Genomic DNA, 18,269 nt, shown 5'->3' with positions numbered 1-18,269 from the left:
GGAATCAATCCCAAATCGAAAATCGAAAATCACTTATTGCCCCCGCATTTATCCCTGGGGTCAATCCAAAATCTAAAATCTAAAATCTAAAATCGAATGACTCATCAGTTTGAGCAACGGGAACATCTAATTTGTCATACTCATCTTTGGCGACTTTCTGATATTTGTAAAACAGTCCGCGATCGTCTGCTTTCAGCCCGCAGATTTTCAGCGTACTCGATGAAGCGTTGATTTTCTTGCCACTTTTGGAAACAAAAACTTGATAATCATATTCCTTAATTAACGGTTCTTCCAGCGGCGGTGCAACGGAACTGCCTAACAGTTTTGTGCTGTCGTAAAGAGCATCATAAACCATTTTAACTTCGCCCGCGCGGATGCAATTTCCCGATAATGTGTTGGCGATTTTGGAGAGCAGTTTGAAGTCAGCAGAGGCATAGGATATGGTGTTGGCAAACACATCCATGTCTTTAAGGTCTTCGCAAATTTCCCCTAGTTTTGTAGCTTCGGAATTAGCACTTGGGTCATTTGCATAGCCGTCTGTGTGCAAATTGATCGCTGTCATTTCTCCCGCTTTAACCAGAGATTTAGCGAGTTGCATCGACTGCGATATGCAGGTACTGCCAGCCGTGTGGATTTTTTGAATCTCTTTGATGTATTGAGAGTCAAACTTCAGCACTTCTTGAATGGGAATTCGCTGGAAATGACAAATTACGTCCCCATTGCTAGCATAGGAAATCAGGCTGACAATTAGCTGGTAATTGTTGTATTCGTCTAAGGTCAAAAGCTTGATTAGGGTTTCTTTCAGCGGTTCTAAGTCATAATACATTGAGCCGGAACGGTCGATGATGATGATGCTGTGAGCGACGGATTTTTCTGGGATATCCCCGGGCTTTCTTTCTAAATTAATGCGATCGACTAGATAGAATGCCTTGGCGTTTCCGGCAAAATTGTAGAGGGTAAACTTGGTGCGAGTATTGGAGGCTGCTTGGCTGCTGGAACGTTTGACTTGAGATGATTGTTTTGCTTGCCGTGCCATAGTTTTCACCTATGTTGACTTATTCCTCAACTTAATCATGACACGCGCTTCTGTGGATGTCAAGGCCTGTGTGGAAAATTATGTGCGAGGCTGAATAATCATTAATATTTAGCCCTGCGATGCCAGGGAAAACTGCGGCGATAGGCTAAAGGTGGGCTGTTTTGGCAAAAGTAGTGGATCTGCGTAATACCAATTTAATGTGAAGTTGCACATATCTCGATCCCCCTAAATCCCCCTTAAGAAGGGGGACTTTGATCGGAATCTTGTCCCCCCCTTATTAAGGGGGGCTAGGGGGGATCGGATTCTATGGAGGCTCATAAAAAATTGGTATAAGTCGTTTAGAAAATATTTAGTCAATCATGGTTTATTTAGAAAATCCGGTGCTCAAACTTTATCTAAATCTAATCGGATGGGTGACGTTGGGATTCATTCTCGGCCGCCTGCTACCGAGAAGCTATTCTACATATTTAGCCAAGTTTCTTTTCTTCTTTGGCACGCCATTGAGCATTGTTGCTTTTATCCGCAGCGCCAATTTGTCGGGCGCTATTTGGATGGCGCCGCTGATAGCTTGGGCGGCAATTCTAGCAGGTGGAGGACTCGCTGGGATTTTGATAAATTTCGGTGTCGGCGAGGAACGTTTCAAGAGTCTTAATCCGGCCCAAAATAGCCCGGAACACACCAGCGCTTGGAGTTTGCCCACTAAAGGCAGCTTTTTATTGGCAACGATGCTGGGTAATACGGGTTTTTTAGGCATTCCCGTCACCTTGTCCTTATTAGGTTCGGAACACTTTGCCTGGGCGTTGTTTTACGACTTGCTAGGCACTACGATGGGAATGAATATACTGGGAGTTGCTATTGCTTCTCACTGCGGTAAAAGCGATCGCCGTCAGGGTTGGTTAACACCCCTGCTGGCAATCTTTCAGAATCCGGCACTGTGGGCTTTTGGTTTAGGATTTATCTCGCGCAGCTTGCCGCTGTCGGCACCAATCGCAGAATTGTTAACAACAGGTGCTTGGACGGTAATTACTTTAGCTTTAATTACGATCGGGATGCAGTTGAGCAAGTTGAATTCCTTGCACAACCTCAAACCAGTTTTGGCTTGTCTGGCGATTAAAATGCTGTTTATTCCCTTGGTAATTGGCACGGGATTAACGTTTTTTGGCATCGCAGGCGCGCCGCGACTCGTGCTAGTGCTGCAAATGGCGATGCCTCCTGCTTTTGGTACTACGTTGTTGGCAGAAGCTTTCAATCTCGATCGCGAATTAGCCGTAACAGCGATCGGTCTCGGCTGCGTTAGTTTATTATTCACTATTCCAATATGGATGAGGCTCTTTAATTTTTAATAAAAATAGGATTGGGTCAGTTTTAAAAGTGTATTATTTCAGTGATACCCATCACAATTTTTGAGCGCTATATGTCATATTAATTTAACAATCACTGGACAGGGAAAGTGTATTGGCTTCTCCTAATGTGGAAATAGCCGGCGGAGGACGGGAAGAATAAAAGTATGGCAAGTATAAATTTTACATTGACAGGTTATCAAATTCTCGATCGCATTTACTCAGGAACTCGCACCCTAGTTTATCGAGCTTTCCGTATTGACGACAAACAGCCAGTCGCCATCAAAGTCTTGCGGAGTCAGTATCCCAGCTTCAGCGAACTGGTGCAATTTCGCAATCAGTACACGATCGCCAAAAACCTCAACTTGCCCGGAATCATCGAAACCTACAGCTTAGAAACCTACCACAACAGCTATGCGTTGGTAATGGAAGACTTTGGGGGAATTTCTCTAAAAGAATGGACGGAAGAAAGGGAAACTGGGCCGTCTCTGATGGAGTTTTTGCAAGTTGGGATCGACCTGAGTGATACATTAGATATACTCTATCGCCACCGGATAATTCACAAAGACATTAAACCCGCCAATATTTTAATTAATCCGCATACAAAACAAGTCAAACTCATTGACTTTAGTATTGCATCTTTGCTGCCGCGAGAAACTCAAACCCTGATGAATCCTAACGTACTGGAAGGAACACTCGGCTATTTGTCTCCCGAACAAACGGGAAGGATGAATCGCGGCATAGACTACCGCACAGACTTTTACTCTTTGGGCGTAACTTTTTACCAATTGCTGGCGGGACAATTGCCGTTTCAATCCAACGATGCGATGGAATTGCTACACTGTCATATTGCCAAGCAACCACCATCACTGCATCAAATCAATCCTGAAATCCCGCCCGTACTTTCGGAGATTGTCAGCAAATTAATGGCGAAAAATGCCGAAGACCGCTATCAGAGTGCGTTGGGGCTGAAATTCGATTTAGAATATTGTTTGGAGCAACTTGAAGAAAACGGTAGGATAAAGAGTTTTGCGATCGCGCAGAGGGATGTTGGCGATCGATTCACTATACCAGAAAAACTTTATGGTCGCGAAACAGAAGTAGAAACCCTACTCGAAGCCTTCGATCGCGTCAGTAGTGACCGAACTGAAATGATGCTAGTAGGTGGTTTTTCTGGCATTGGAAAAACTGCAATTGTAAATGAAGTTCAAAAACCAATTGTCCGCCAGCGCGGCTATTTTATCAAAGGTAAATTTGACAAATTTAACCGCAACATTCCTTTCTCAGCTTTTGTGCAAGCATTTCGAGACTTAATGGGACAATTGTTGAGCGAAAGTGACGAGGAGTTGAAAAAATGGCAAACTCAAATATTGCAAGCACTGGGTGATAACGCACAAGTCATTATTGAAGTAATTCCCGAACTCTAAAAAATTATTGGCCAACAATCACCTGCACTAGAATTATCAGGAACAGCGGCAAAAAATCGGTTTAATTTGCTGTTCCAAAACTTTATTAAGGTGTTCACAAAACCCAAACATCCCCTGGTGATGTTTTTGGATGACTTGCAGTGGGCAGATTCCGCCTCGCTGCGGTTAATGGAAATGCTGGTGGCCGATGCGACAATCGGCTATTTATTAGTAATTGGTGTCTACCGAGATAATGAAGTGTTTGCAGCACATCCGTTGATGCTGACACTGGATGCAATGGCAAAAGCTGGGGCGACGGTGAATACTCTGACGCTGGAACCGTTGAGTTCAGAAAGTCTCAATCATTTGGTTGCTGATACGCTCAATTGTGCTCCATATTGGGCAAAACCGTTGGCGGATTTGCTGGCACAAAAAACCCAGGGAAATCCCTTTTTTGCAACGCAGTTTCTCAAAGCACTGCATCAGGATGGGCTGATTGAGTTTGATCGGCTTGCTGGTTATTGGCAGTGCGATATTGTGCGAGTTAGGGAGGCAGCGCTGACGGATGATGTGGTCGAGTTTATGGCGTTGCAGTTGCAAAAATTGCCGCCAGCGACTCAGAATGTGTTGAAGTTGGCTGCTTGTGTTGGTAATCAGTTTGATTTGGGGACTTTGGCAGTTGTTTCCGAGCAATTGGAAACGGAAACGGCGGCGGATTTGTGGAAGGCTTTGCAAGAGGGGTTAATCCTGCCTGAAAGTGAAGTCTACAAGTTTTATATGGGGCGAGAAAGACAGGAGGAGGCCGAAAATTCGGAGGTGGTGAATTACAAGTTTTTGCACGATCGCGTTCAGCAAGCTGCCTATTCTTTAATTCCCGAACAAGAGCGATCGCGCGTTCACTATCAGATTGGACAATTGCCGATCCAGCAAATTTCACCCGCAGCTATAGAAGAGGAAATTTTTTCAGTTGTCAATCAGTTGAATTATGGTATTGCGCTGATTGAAAACCAAACAGAACGATCTGAATTGGCGCAACTCAACCTCACGGCTTGCCGCAAAGCCAGAGGCGCTACTGCTTATCAAGCTGCTCGCGATTATGCTGCGATCGGGCTAAATTTGCTGGGAGAGAGCGCTTGGCAACGACAGTACGAGATGACCTTGAACTTGCACGACATAGCAGCAGAAGTGGCTTCACTCTGTGGTGATTTTGACCAGATGAATCAGTGGATTGACACTGTGATTTATCATACCAGAACTCCCCTAGAGCGAGTGAGCGTTTACATCGTCAAAATTCAGGCATTATCGTCCCAGAACAAGTTTTTAGAAGCAATTGCTATCGGTTTGTTGAGTCTAAAAGAACTAGGAGTTGAGTTGCCCGATCGCCCTACATCAGAAGATATTCAGCAAGCAGTGCAGGAAATTAATAGCTCGATCGGCGATCGACCGATTGAAGAGTTATTCGAGCTGCCAGCGATAGTGGATGCCCAAAAACTGGCCACCATGCAAGTGGCGGCAAGTATGGTGTCAGTTTGTTATGTGGTCGGTTGGTCTTTGTTTGCGTTGGTGACTGCCTTACAGGTAAATTTATCAAAAATTTGGGTTTAAAACCCTGTCCTTCTAGGACGGCTTTAATTTCTTAAAACTTCTTTCAACAAGTCCAGTAAGTTCCTATATTTGTGATATACTATAAAAGTCAAGGTTTAATTCCTTTACCATCGTGAAACAGTTAAGACACACTTTTAGGTATAAACCGGGGGACGCAGAGCAGCGAAAACTCTTTAAACAGCTAGAGGTTGAATTAAACCTTAAACCAGTTAAAACAAACTATTCTTTTAGGATTGTTAAGTAGGGTAGGGCATACCCAAACTCTAGGTAAATATCCTAGTACGCTTTTGGAGATAGACCCGCTGGGGTGGCTGCGAATCAGGCTCGTTAATTGGTAGTTTTCTACGGTTAAAAGGTCTGAATATTGCCTTTCATGACGCAACACTTAAAGGTTAGTCGCTGAATTAAGAATCCTCGCACTTTTAGGTCGGGGAGTGTCAATTGCATAAGTGGCAGTTGGTAGAAGCAGAGAAATACCGAGTTGCCAGACAGAGGGCAGAAGCTATTGAAATGTACGATCGCGCTATTTCTGGAGCGAAAGAAAACAAATACATCCAAGAAGAAGCCCTCGCTAACGAACTAGCAGCTAAATTCTACCTCGACTGGGGCAAAGAAAAAGTGGCCCAAGCCTATATGCAAGAGGCTTATTACTGTTACGATCGCTGGGGTGCAAAAGCCAAAATCGATGACTTAGAAAAACGCTATCCCCAACTTCTTGCTCCCCTATTGCACGCAATAGAAAACCGTTTGGCAATCAGCGAAACTCGCCTCCACCCAATCAATAAATCGTCAATCTTACCTCAAACATTCCCACGAATTTTATCGAGGTGCGACAGTATTTACGAAACCCTCGATTTCGCGGCTATTCTCAAAGCCTCCCAAACTCTATCGAGTGAAATTAAATTAGAAAAATTGCTAGCTGGACTGATGTCTGTGGTGATGGAAAATGCCGGAGCAAAAAAAGCAGTTCTCCTGTTGCTTAAGGATGGGAATCTCGCGATCGAAGCTGTAGCCTCCTTCCATCAAGATGTCATCTCAATATCTGTACCGCTGTCAGCCAGCGACGAGGTTCCCGCTGCTGTGGTCAACTATGTTAAGCGGACTTGGAAAACTGTGGTTTTGGATAATGCTGCAGTACAAAACGATTTTATTGCCGATCCGTATTTGATGCAGAAAAAGCCCAAAAGTGTGCTGTGCGTGCCAATTTTAAATCAGGGTAAATTAATCGGGTTGCTATATCTAGAAAATAACTTGACAATTGGTGCATTTACAGAAAATCGCACTGAAGTCATCCAACTTTTGTGCGCCCAAGCGGCTATCTCTATAGAAAATGCTCGATTGTACCAGCAATCTCAAGCTTATGCACAAGAATTAGAGCGATCGCTCTTTGATTTGCAGCAAGCACAGTTACAGATCGTGCAAAGCGAAAAAATGTCCACATTGGGCAATTTAGTCACAGGAATAGCCCACGAAATTAATAATCCTGTCGGCTTTATTAGCGGCAATATTGAGGAAGCAACCACCACGATTAAAGATGTGATTGCCCACTTAAAATTATATCAAGAAAAACTGCCAGACCCTGGCGATGAAATTGAACAAGATGCTGAGGATATTGATTTAGAATATGCCTTAGAAGATTTGCCAAAGATGCTGTTGTCGATGAAAGTGGGGTGCGATCGCATTCGCGGCATTAGCACCAGCCTCCGCACCTTCTCCAGAGCCGATAAAGACTACAAAGTTCCGTTTAATATCCATGAGGGCATTGACAGCACTATCTTAATTTTGAAACACCGGCTGAAAGCCAACGAACACCATCCTGCGATCGAAGTCGTCACAGACTACGGCAATCTCCCTCAAATCGAATGCTTTCCCGGTCAACTGAACCAAGTCTTTATGAACCTGCTTGCTAACGCGATCGATGCTCTAGAAGAATCAAGCCAAGGAGGTAGTTTCGAGGCTCTGAAAGCCTATCCCCACTGTATCACAGTTCGTACCAGTCAGTCGGGCGATCGACACATCAAAATTCAGATTGCCGATAACGGGGCGGGCATGACCGAAGCAGTGAAACAGCGGATTTTTGACCATCTGTTCACAACGAAGGCAGTAGGAAAAGGCACTGGGTTAGGATTGGCGATCGCCCGCCAGATTGTAGTCGAAACCCACGGCGGAACAATTGAGGTGAATTCCCATCAGGGAGAGGGAACTCAATTTGAGATAGTGTTACCTGTTACCGAATAAAAGTTGACTGTTGACTGTTAACTGATGACGGTTGACGGTTGACTGATGACTGAGGAGTGTTGACTGTTAACTGATGACGGTTGACTGTTGACTGTTGACGGTTAACCGTTAACCGTTGACTAATGACTAATGACTAATGACTAATGACTGATGACTAATGACTAATGACTAATCGGGCCTTATACCAGCCCCGATCGCAACTCCGAACAGGGACAAAACTTCCCGCGCCCCTTCGCCTGATCCCCACAATCTCAACTATGCTAACGTAGGCAAGCAGCAATCCCTTGTCACGAAGGTGATTAATATAATTTCAAACAATTTATTTGATTTAGGAGCGGTGTATCCCGTATGGCAAACCTGATCGGCACAGACAGCAACGACTTTATTCTAGGAACTCCGCTGAGCGATCGAATTCGCGGCTTAGATGGCGATGACACGGCCCTGGGTGCGGGAGGAGATGACACCCTAGAGGGCGACGGCGGCAACGACCAGCTTCTGGGAGGTGACGGAGCAGATTCGCTGATTGGCGGTGAAGGAAATGACGAACTTATTGGCAACCAAGGCCGCGATTTTGCTTCCGGCGGAAACGGCGACGACTCAATTCGCGGTGGTTTGGGCAACGACATCCTCGAAGGCAACGACGGGATAGACAGCGTGTTGGGAGACGCCGGGGACGACTTAGTTTTTGGCAACGGAGGCTTTGATGTAATTGCCGGCGGTACTGGTAACGACACCCTCACAGGGAATGACGGCGACGATTCCGTGTTCGGCAATGCTGATGACGACTTTCTCTACGGGAATGCGGGGAACGATTCTCTCAACGGCGGCAGTGGTAGAGATCAAATGTTGGGCGCTGAGGGCAACGATTATTTGACCGGCGGCGACGGCGACGACACTTTGTACGGCAATGCTGACAACGATTCGCTTTTCGGAGATGCTGGTAATGACCAGATATTCGGCGGCAAGGCTGACGATACAGTTTTTGGCGGCACCGGTTCCGATACCCTTCGCGGCGATGAAGCCGACGACTCGGTACTGGGAGATGAAGGCAATGACTTTTTGTTTGGTGGCAAAGGTAATGATGGTATCGACGGCGGTTTTGGCGATGACTCCTTGGCTGGAGGTATCGGCGACGATACAATTTTGGGCGGTTTCGGCAATGACAATTTATTTGGAGCAGAGGGTAATGATTCTTTAATCGGAGGCGAGGGTTCGGATACTCTGACTGGCGGCAGCGGCAGCGATGTCTTTGGATTGGGAGCCGGGCCTGGCAGTCTGGCTTTAATTACTGATTACAATGACACAGAGGATTTCTTTGGACTGCCGAGCAATTTATCTTTCGCTCAACTGCTAGTTACCCAAGGCAACGGTGCAAATGTCAGGGATACAGTAATTACGACGCTCGACGGCAAGCTTTTAGCAATTTTGATCGACACTCCGGCGGCGCTAATCGAAGCGAATGATTTTATCGCTGTGACTGGGACGGCTACTCCCAGGCCAACCACCATTACCACTACAACTACAACTACAGTTACAAGCACAATTACAGATCCAACTCAACCTCAAACTTCAACTACAGAATCACTTCCAACTCCGTCTCCAACTCCCACGGAAGCACCGACTCCAACTCCCACGGAAGCACCGACTCCAACTCCCACGGACGAAGCGACGCCTACTCTCACGGAAGCACCGACTCCGACTCCCACGGAAGCACCGACTCCGACTCCCACAGCAGCGCCGACTCCGACGCCAACTGCTGCGCCGACTCCGACGCCAACTGCTGCGCCGACTCCGACTCCCACAGCAGCACCGACTCCGACTCCGACGCCAACTGCTGCGAGGATTCCTACTGCACCGACAGTTAGCCCGCCTGATGATTCGCCTCTGGTGTCAATGAGTTCTCTGGCCCCGACTCCGACTCCCGGACTATTGCCAATGCCGGGCCAGACGCCGATATTCCCGACGGTGCCGAACCTGATACCTTTTCCTACACCTGTCCCTCCACCTTTCGGGTTGTAGGTGCGATCGCGCAGTTTAGTGATGAGTTATGAGTTAATGTAAAACTCACTAAACTCATAACTCAAAACTATTTAACGTCCTGGGGAGTTTCGGCCGAGTCTTCTGGCGACTCGGCTGGAGAATCTTCTAGGGGAGATAATTGTTGGCTATACTCCAAGAGCGATCGAAGTTTCATGCGGTGGATGTAAGGCCAGCCGCCATTGGCTTCAATATTCCTGAGCAGTTTGTAAAGTGCTTGGCGGTTGTCGGGAAAAGACGCTTGAAACAAACCGTCCCGAATTTCCCGGTGCGAAGCTTCCAGCCTCCGCAGCAGGGCCAAAAGCAGCAGACTGTCTCCCTGACAACTTTCGCCTAAAGTCCGAATCGCCTCTGTCAGCGATTGCATTTGAGACTGCAACTTTTCTGACTCTAAATCTTTGCCGTTGTCCATACTGCTGCTTCCTTTGAAATCTACAAGGCCTTTGTCCCCAGCCTTTTGGTCAACCGACTAATCGAGCTAGTCGCGATCGCCATTCGGGGTCATAAGCAAAGTAACTTAAGTAGGTTGACTTAAGCAATATTAATTTGCAGTCCAAGTCAGGAAAAGAGCACAACCCGTCGTACCATGTGTATTGGGCTGCGATCCGAACATGATTGAGAAATCATAAGTTCATGCTTATTTTCACGACGCACTAGCTTGATTTTTTGAGTCAATGCCGGTCTCGGTGAAGCGAGGGATCAGGATCTAAATGCTACCCTAAGCGCTGGCCTAGCCTGCCGGCGGGCAATTATATTTTGCTCGAACTAGGGCTTTTTCTTAATATAATCCGATGTTGGATATTGAGGTTTGCAATGAAATATCGTGCTTTAATTGTTGCACTTTTAGCTTTTTGCATGAGTGCGCTGGTTGCTTGTTCTTCTGCTTCTGACACGACGGTGGCAACTACTGAGTTGCTCACCTACGACCAGATTAGAGGTACTGGCTTGGCTAATAACTGCCCTAGCTTGGCAGAAACTTCTCGGGGATCGATCCCCATCGAAGCGGGCGCCACCTATAAACTGACTGGTTTGTGTTTGCAGCCCACAACTTATTTTGTGAAGGAAGAACCAGCAAACAAACGCCAAGAAGCGGAATTTGTGCCTGGTAAATTGCTGACCCGGTTCACGTCGAGCATTGACCAAGTTCAAGGTACGCTCAAGGTCGGTACTGATGGAACTCTGACTTTCACAGAAGAAGACGGCTTGGATTTTCAAGCTATTACGATTCAATTACCGGGCGGAGAGCAAGTACCTTTCTTGTTTACCATTAAACAGCTAGTGGCAAGTTCCGAACCCGGAGTGGTTGCTATCAATACTTCCACCGATTTGAGAGGGGAGTTTAACGTTCCTTCTTACCGCAGCGCAGGCTTTTTAGACCCTAAAGCCCGCGGGGTATCGACTGGCTACGACAATGCTGTAGCGCTTCCGGCTAGTGACAATTCCAAACGGGTGCGGGCTAATGTTAAGGTTGCTGACACTCGCACCAAGGCCGGCAAAATTTCTCTCCAAGTTGCTAAAGTCAACAGCGCCACAGGCGAAGTTGGCGGGATTTTTGAGAGCACGCAGCCTTCTGATACTGATTTGGGAGCTAGACCGGCTCTGGACGTGAAAATTCGGGGTTTGTTTTACGCTCGCATTGAGCCTTCTGTGTCATAAAATTGGCTTTCAGGATCGATCGAATTTGAGCAGTTTCTGGCCGTAAAGCTCCTGCTCCCTCTTCATTAGCCAACAGTCTCGAGCAATATAACTTAGGACTGTTGACTAATGACTAAATTTATGGTTAAACTGTGGTCATTCGCAACTTATTAAGTTGGAATTTTTAATTAATTAAAGTATTGTATTAAAACCGCTTTCAGATTATAATATACTTGGGCAAAATCCCGGTTTAATTCTGGCTTGTCTCGAAAGTCTTCTACCTGATAAAGTTCTGCCTTATGCGGAAAACCTTCGGATAATTCAGCTAAATCCCTGCACCTTCGGAAAGTTAAACGGGTGTGTCCGCTATCACACCGATTAAGTGCTAGGATTACACTACCTAAAAGTGAATTTTTTTAGACTAGATTGGAAACTATATCTAAAGCAACTTCAGTCCTCTGCTCTACCAACCCTTATGTCACCATGTCTACCACAGTGCCGAACGAGCTAAAAAGCGAAAATTTGCAATTGTTGCGCGAGTACCAACTTTCTGGATCGAATGAAATCCGCAATCAGTTAGTTAAACTGAATGTTGGACTGGTCAGAAAAGAAGTTTACCACTGGCTCAACCAGTGCGGTGAAAGCTACGACGATTTGCTGCAAGTCGGATGTATTGGGTTGATCAGGGCGATCGAGCGGTTTGATATCGCCAAGGGACACGCTTTTAGTTCCTTTGCAATTCCCTACATACGGGGCGAAATTCAACACTACTTGCGCGACAAAAGCCCTTCGGTGCGCTTTCCCCGCCACTGGCAGTCCCTGGAACGCAAATCAGTAGCAGCGATCAAGGAGTTGCAGGTGCAGTTAAACCGGAAACCTACGGATGCTGAAGTAGCAGCAGCCCTTGAGGTTTCTGTACAAGAATGGCAAGAAATTAAGTTGGCCCATCTCAACAGATCGCCTCTGAGTTTGGACGCGCCGATGCAAGATGAAGACGAGGGGGCGACTTGTCTGGGAGAATTGGTACCCGATAGCAAGTATCGGAGTTTTCAGTTGGCGCAAGAGGATCAAATTCGCGTACAGCAAGCTTTGGCTATGTTGGAACAACGGACTCGCGAGATATTGGAGTTTGTTTTTCTCTACGATTTGACTCAGAAGGAAACGGCTGAACGCTTGGGTATCAGTGCGGTGACAGTTTCTCGGCGAGTTAAGAAGGGGCTGGATTTGCTCAAAGAGATTATGACTAAACAGCTTTAGTTATTATTAGTCAGTTGTTGGTTGTCAGTTGTCAGTTGTTGGTTGTCAGTTGTGAACAGTTAACAGTTAACAGTCAACCGTTAACAGTTAACAGTTAACCGTTAACAGTCAACAGACTAATTTTTAGATGCTGCGGACAAATTTATCGAGCCTTTCTACGGCTTTTTTAATGGTGCCTAAATCGGTAGCGTAAGACAAGCGAATGTGGTCATCTGCGCCAAAAGCAATCCCCGGAATAACTGCTACTTGCTGCTTTTCTAAAAAAGCGTCGCAAAATTCCAAAGAATTCATTCCAGTCTTGCTGATGTTGACAAACATATAGAAAGCACCGTCTGGTTTAATACAGCTAATTCCAGGGACAGCATCGAGTAATTCAAATATTACCTGACGCCTTTCGGCAAAAGCTAGACGCATTGTTTCGACAGACTCTTGACTGCTTTCCAAAGCTGCGATCGCACCGTACTGTGCAAAGGTACAGACATTTGAGGTACTGTGACCTTGAATGGTGTTGGTGGCTTTGATTAATTCGATCGGCCCGGCCAAATAACCGATTCGCCAGCCTGTCATCGAGTAAGCTTTAGCAAAACCGCTGCTGATCAGGGTGCGATCGAAGATTTCTTTGCCCAGGGAACCGATGCTGACGTGCTGGGCGTCGTCATATATAATTTTTTCGTAAATCTCGTCAGCAACGACTAAAATATCTCGATCGACTATCACCTCGGCCAATGCTTTGATTTCCGCCGGAGTATACACCATTCCCGTCGGATTAGAAGGCGAATTCAGTACAAATAACTTGGTTTTGGGAGTAATCGCTCGACTCAGTTGTTCCGGTGTAATTTTATATCCTGTAGAAGCATCAGTCCGTACAATTACTGGCTTGCCGCTAGCGAGTTTGACCATTTCTGGGTAGCTTAGCCAGTAGGGAGCCGGAATAATTACTTCCTCTCCCGGCTCGATCAGAGCCATCATCAGATTGTAGAGGGAATGCTTGCCGCCGTTGGTGACAATGATATTTTCTGGTTGATAGTGGAGATTGTTGTCGGATTGGAGTTTGCGGGCGATCGCAGCTTTTAACTGCGGTTCCCCAGCCACAGGGCCGTACTTAGTCTTCCCCGCGTCTAAAGCTTGTTTTGCCGCTGCTTTAATGTGTTCGGGGGTATCAAAGTCGGGTTCTCCCGTACTCAAACTACAGACATCAATCCCTTCGGCCTTCATGGCTTTAGCCTTAGCGGCGATCGCCAAGGTTATAGAAGGAGTAACCTCACCCACTCGTGCTGCCAACTTAATCATTGGATTTTAGATATTAGATTTTTGACTTTAGATCATAGGGCGACAAATCGTGATATTCAACCCTGTTGTTAGGGAATTATGACATTTGTTTACATAGTACGTAAAGGATTAAGCAATTAAAGAATAAAAATTAAAAAAGCTCTTAGTTTTAATTTTTATTTTTTAATTTTTCAATTTTGACGTTATTATTGTAGCATTTTTGATGCCTCGTTACCCTCAACGCCGATCTGCAAGCTTATGGATCTCAAATCTCTGATTCGCGACATTCCTGATTTCCCGAAGCCGGGAATTCTGTTTCGAGACATTACAACTTTGCTGCGCGACCCGCAAGGGCTCCGCTACACCATTGACAGCTTAGCCGAAAAATGCTCTGCAATGTCTGTTGACTATGTGGTGGGCATGGAATCGCGGGGCTTCATCTTTGGCGCGCCTTTGGCTTATAAAATGGGAATAGGCTTTATTCCTGTCCGCAAACCGGGGAAACTGCCCGGTGCGGTTCATTTTGCTGAGTACGAGTTGGAGTACGGTGTCGATCGACTGGAGATGCACCAAGATGCGATGACAGCGGGCAGCCGGGTGCTGATTGTGGACGATTTAATCGCCACTGGCGGAACAGCCGCGGCGACGGCTAAATTGTTGGAACAAGCTGGCTGCGAGCTTGTCGGTTTTGCTTTTATCATTGAATTGCAGGCTTTGGGCGGCCGGCAGAAATTGCCCGATGTGCCGATCGTAACGCTAGTGGAGTATTAGTTAGTTAACTGTTGGCAGTTGACAGTTGACAGTTAACAGTTGACAGTTGACTGCTGACAGTTGAATAAAAACTACTGACAAATAATATCCTTGACCTTTGCATCGGAATTATTCATCTCTCTCTTCTCTTTCTCTGCGTTCTCTGCGTTCTCTGTGGTTAAATCATTCCGATGCAACCGGCATTAATATCATTCACAATTCTTCAAATCTAAAATCTAAAATCTAAAATCTAAAATCCTATGACTTCTCTTAAATTGAATCAAAATTGGCGAGGGTTGAGTTCTCTGTTTAGCAGCGAGACATTTACTTATGTTTTCAAGCGACTGTTGCAGGCACTTTTAACCCTATTTTTGGCATCGATGCTTTGTTTTGCAATTATTGAGCTAGCACCGGGTAATTACTTGGATACATTGAGCCAAAATCCCAAGATTTCGCCGGAGACACTCAAGCAACTCGAACAGCAGTTCGGCTTAGATAAACCAGCGATTGTGCAGTATTGGCTGTGGCTGCAACAAATTGTGACGCGGGGGAATTTTGGCACGAGTTTTGTGTATCAGCGATCCGTAGCTTCGCTGCTGTGGGAACGGGTACCGGCGACGTTATTAATGGCGATCGCATCTTTGATTGTAACTTGGGCGATCGCCATTCCCTTGGGAATTGTCGCCGCCGTCAATCAAAACCGCACAGTCGATCGAGTTCTGCAAGTAGTCAGCTACACGGGACAAGGATTTCCCAGCTTTATCACAGCTTTGCTGCTGCTATTTTTTGCTCAGAATACTTCGCCTCTGTTTCCCGTCGGAGGAATGACAAGTATTGACCACGCAGACTTACCTTGGTGGGGTCAAATCCTCGATTACGGCTGGCACTTAATTTTGCCAACAGTCGCCCTCAGCGTTACTGGTTTTGCTGGTTTGCAAAGATTGATGCGCGGACAATTTTTGGACGTGCTGCGTCAAGATTATATCCGAACAGCACGGGCTAAAGGTTTGCCGGACGATCGAGTAATTTACATTCATGCTTTGCGGAATGCTGTTAATCCGTTGATTACGCTGTTGGGTTTTGAGTTTGCTAGTTTGTTGAGCGGTGCGTTTATTGCGGAATTTTTCTTTAATTGGCCGGGTTTGGGAAAGCTGACTTTGGAGGCGGTGAACAATCAAGATTTGTATTTAGTAATGGCAAGTTTGATGATGGGTGCGACGATGTTGATTGTGGGGAATTTGTTGGCGGATTTGCTGCTGAAAGCTGTCGATCCTCGGATTAAGCTGGAAGATTTGAAATAGTAGAATTAGTCCTGGACGCACGCGGGGTGAAAAACCCTAACTTATAATTGGTGTTATAATTTGATAGTACCTCGATTTAACCTGATAAATTGCTTTGGATTATAATTTTGATTGGAATCCAGCCAAAGAAAAGCAAAATATTCGCAAACATCAATTAAATTTTCGTTTGGCATCAACTGTTTTCCGCGATCGTTCTCAATTAACAATCTATGATGAAGAACACAGTCAAGATGAAGATAGATGGATTACCATAGGTTTAGATGAAACAGGAATTTTAAGGGTTGTTGTCCATACCTTTGAACAAACCGATCGCACCTCCTGTGTAATTCGGATTATTTCAGCCCGCAAAGCTAATTCCACTGAAACCCAACCTTATCAAGAGAGGAAATTATGAAATCAGAGTATGAGTTTTCTTCATCAGAGCAAGGCAAGTTTTACCATCCTGATGCTACGTTTCATTATCCCATTTATCTCGAACCCGATGTCGAGGACTTTGTGACTAAAATTGCCGATCATAAAAAGATTGAGGTTCAAGCTTTGGTCAATGAATGGCTGAGAAATAACATGAAACTAATTCAAAGTGTTGAGTAGGTGAAAAACCCATTTTTTTCTCAAGTGGCTTGCCTGATAGTGTTCGATCGCGATCGACCGCAAAAGGAGATAGGAACTTACGCAGGGATAGTCAGCAACCGGGTTTTTCCCTTGAATACTTCGTTTCAGCTCGCAAATTAGATAAAAACCCGGTTTATTTGGCGGAGTCGATCCAAATAATGCTGATATCGAATATGTAGAGTAGATAAATGATGACTCAATCTCCTACGACAATATCCCTCGATCGCATTCTCGAACAAAATGCCGAATCTGTACTGATTTGGGCGAACAACATATTTTCAGGTCAAACCACCGAACCACAAGGGTTTAACTGGCTATTATTAGCGGATGTTGCCTCGGCTAAGGCTCGAAAAGGTCAAAATGGTTCCGGTTTGTGCGATCGCAAATGGGCAGAAGTCGCGATCGCAATTTACGATCGCAAGGCCGGTGATGCCGATCGGAAAAAACCAGGTAGTGGCGAGTCTTTTACGATTTCCTCAATGATGTTGCGGGCTGCGATGATAGAAAAACAGGAAGTAATTTCCGATCATCCTGTTCTCGATGTTAACTTAATTTTAGAATGGTTTTGGGATAACATCAAAGAGTCGCAGGAAGATGTCGAAAAAAAGGTAGCTAATTGGCAAACGCTACCTATTACAGAAATTCGCGAGTTAAGAAAACTTAAAAATCGATTGAAAGTTATTGCAGCACTTTCTGATACGGATAAATATGTTTTAGATGAAAAACTCAACACTTGGCTTTTACTGCGCGATAAACTACCCTAAAAGTGCGATCGATATTCCCATGCCCCATGCCCATATACCATTCCCCATCTAGGAGTGCTTTATGTCAGAAAAACAACCAAACGAGCCAATGAGTTTTAGCAGCTTTGCCGACTGGTGCAGGCATATTGACAGTCTTTCAGAATGGGCAAGGCACACAGTTAAAGTGTTGTTAAAAAAGGCTGGCACTGATGACCCTGAAGCAGCCCAGCAGATACTTTCAAGCATGACAGAACTGAATCTGTGCGGCAATAGAATTACCGACATCAGCTCCCTCGGCTCGCTCACCAATCTGACAACACTGAATCTCACCCTCAATAAAATTACCGATATCAGCTCCCTCGGCTCGCTCACCAATCTGACAACACTCAATCTCAACTACAATCAAATTACCGATATCAGCATCCTCGGCTCGCTCACCAATCTGACAACACTGCATCTGGGCTACAATAAAATTACCGATATCAGCTTCCTCGGCTCGCTCACCAATCTGACAAGACTGGATCTCGACAAGAATGAAATTACCGATTTCAGCTTCCTCGGCTCGCTCACCAATCTGACAGAACTCAATCTCAACTACAATCAAATTACCGATATCAGCTTCCTAGGCTCGCTCACCAATCTGACAACACTGGATCTCAACAACAATGAAATTACCGATATCAGCGCCTTGCGTAAGCTCACCAATCTGACAGAACTCAATCTCTACGAGAATAGAATTACCGATATCAGCGCCTTGCGTAAGCTCACCAATCTGACACAACTGAATATCGAGGGTAATCAAATTACCGCCGATCTGTGCGTGTTAGGCCTCCTCGCACAGAAACGTCTTACTCTCTCGACTAGACCAATTGATGGTCAAAAAGCCACAGAAGCCATCAAAGTTGTCTATGCCGCTATTGGCCTAGAAGAACCCGAAGTTATTATTTGCAGCAGTCCCCGCGACGTTTGTCCCCAAATCTTCAAAAGGCTCAAACGCGAGCATTCACAAAACTGCTCAGACGAATACAGCAATAGATTGG

The 18,269-nt window shown here is 45.6% G+C and carries 13 protein-coding genes and 3 pseudogenes; 13 read left to right on the top strand and 3 right to left on the bottom strand.

Translation table 11 applies throughout. The features are described 5' to 3' along the window. Positions 1 to 79: 79 nt before the first annotated feature. Complete coding sequence (locus tag QUA88_RS12760; protein WP_333271995.1) at positions 80 to 1,036, bottom strand: hypothetical protein; 957 nt, start codon at positions 1,034 to 1,036, stop codon at positions 80 to 82. A 359-nt stretch (positions 1,037 to 1,395) separates the two neighbouring features. Between QUA88_RS12760 and QUA88_RS12755 the strand changes: the two genes are divergently transcribed. From QUA88_RS12755 to QUA88_RS12740, 4 genes and pseudogenes are all read left to right on the top strand, one after another. Continuing rightward, positions 1,396 to 2,379 (top strand): AEC family transporter, encoded by a 984-nt coding sequence (locus tag QUA88_RS12755; RefSeq protein WP_333271992.1) that lies wholly within the window; start codon positions 1,396 to 1,398, stop codon positions 2,377 to 2,379. A 164-nt stretch (positions 2,380 to 2,543) separates the two neighbouring features. After that, a pseudogene (locus QUA88_RS12750) lies at positions 2,544 to 5,372 on the top strand (ATP-binding protein); the annotation flags it as partial. Positions 5,373 to 5,828: 456 nt separating this feature from the next. Then, positions 5,829 to 7,625 (top strand): annotated as a pseudogene (locus tag QUA88_RS12745) (GAF domain-containing sensor histidine kinase); the annotation flags it as partial. A gap of 348 nt (positions 7,626 to 7,973) precedes the next feature. Then, a complete protein-coding gene (locus QUA88_RS12740) occupies positions 7,974 to 9,644 on the top strand; it encodes a calcium-binding protein (RefSeq protein ID WP_333053689.1) in 1,671 nt (556 codons plus the stop codon). Between the two features lie 67 nt (positions 9,645 to 9,711). Here the strand turns inward: QUA88_RS12740 and QUA88_RS12735 are convergent, their stop codons facing one another. Continuing rightward, positions 9,712 to 10,074, bottom strand: a complete 363-nt coding sequence (locus tag QUA88_RS12735; RefSeq protein ID WP_333053688.1) for a hypothetical protein — start codon at positions 10,072 to 10,074, stop codon at positions 9,712 to 9,714. Between the two features lie 401 nt (positions 10,075 to 10,475). On the opposite strand from QUA88_RS12735, the gene QUA88_RS12730 reads away from it, so the two are divergent. Together QUA88_RS12730 and QUA88_RS12725 are read left to right on the top strand one after the other, a co-directional pair. Beyond that, the gene (locus QUA88_RS12730; protein ID WP_333053687.1) at positions 10,476 to 11,318 is read left to right on the top strand and encodes a photosystem II manganese-stabilizing polypeptide; all 843 of its coding nucleotides are present in this window, start codon (positions 10,476 to 10,478) and stop codon (positions 11,316 to 11,318) included. A gap of 462 nt (positions 11,319 to 11,780) precedes the next feature. Next, positions 11,781 to 12,554, top strand: a complete 774-nt coding sequence (locus QUA88_RS12725; RefSeq protein ID WP_333053793.1) for an RNA polymerase sigma factor SigF — start codon at positions 11,781 to 11,783, stop codon at positions 12,552 to 12,554. 123 nt (positions 12,555 to 12,677) lie between these two features. Here QUA88_RS12725 and QUA88_RS12720 read toward each other — a convergent pair whose 3' ends face one another. Then, positions 12,678 to 13,844: a pyridoxal phosphate-dependent aminotransferase gene (locus QUA88_RS12720; RefSeq protein ID WP_333231777.1), complete on the bottom strand. Its 1,167-nt coding sequence runs from the start codon at positions 13,842 to 13,844 to the stop codon at positions 12,678 to 12,680. Between the two features lie 237 nt (positions 13,845 to 14,081). Between QUA88_RS12720 and QUA88_RS12715 the strand changes: the two genes are divergently transcribed. The 7 genes and pseudogenes from QUA88_RS12715 to QUA88_RS29510 form a co-directional block, all read left to right on the top strand. Further along, on the top strand, positions 14,082 to 14,594 hold the full coding sequence (locus tag QUA88_RS12715) for an adenine phosphoribosyltransferase (protein ID WP_333271987.1): 513 nt from the start codon (positions 14,082 to 14,084) through the stop codon (positions 14,592 to 14,594). A gap of 239 nt (positions 14,595 to 14,833) precedes the next feature. Next, the gene (locus QUA88_RS12710; RefSeq protein WP_333271984.1) at positions 14,834 to 15,874 is read left to right on the top strand and encodes an ABC transporter permease; all 1,041 of its coding nucleotides are present in this window, start codon (positions 14,834 to 14,836) and stop codon (positions 15,872 to 15,874) included. A gap of 94 nt (positions 15,875 to 15,968) precedes the next feature. Then, entirely contained in the window at positions 15,969 to 16,268 is a 300-nt protein-coding gene (locus QUA88_RS12705; RefSeq protein ID WP_333208171.1) for a BrnT family toxin, read from the top strand. Further along, the gene (locus QUA88_RS12700; RefSeq protein WP_333208170.1) at positions 16,265 to 16,465 is read left to right on the top strand and encodes a hypothetical protein; all 201 of its coding nucleotides are present in this window, start codon (positions 16,265 to 16,267) and stop codon (positions 16,463 to 16,465) included. The genes QUA88_RS12705 and QUA88_RS12700 overlap by 4 nt, the downstream gene beginning before the upstream one ends. After that, positions 16,466 to 16,606, top strand: coding sequence for a hypothetical protein (locus QUA88_RS12695; RefSeq protein WP_333208169.1), 141 nt, complete (start codon positions 16,466 to 16,468; stop codon positions 16,604 to 16,606). A gap of 68 nt (positions 16,607 to 16,674) precedes the next feature. Further along, on the top strand, positions 16,675 to 17,250 hold the full coding sequence (locus tag QUA88_RS12690; protein ID WP_333271980.1) for a hypothetical protein: 576 nt from the start codon (positions 16,675 to 16,677) through the stop codon (positions 17,248 to 17,250). A gap of 61 nt (positions 17,251 to 17,311) precedes the next feature. Beyond that, positions 17,312 to 18,025 (top strand): annotated as a pseudogene (locus tag QUA88_RS29510) (leucine-rich repeat domain-containing protein); the annotation flags it as partial. Positions 18,026 to 18,269: the final 244 nt, after the last annotated feature.

It is taken from the genome of Microcoleus sp. D3_18_C2 (assembly GCF_036702395.1).
In the GTDB taxonomy this organism is placed as follows: Bacteria; Cyanobacteriota; Cyanobacteriia; order Cyanobacteriales; family Microcoleaceae; genus Microcoleus.
This window is presented reverse-complemented; position numbering and strand designations above follow the sequence as displayed.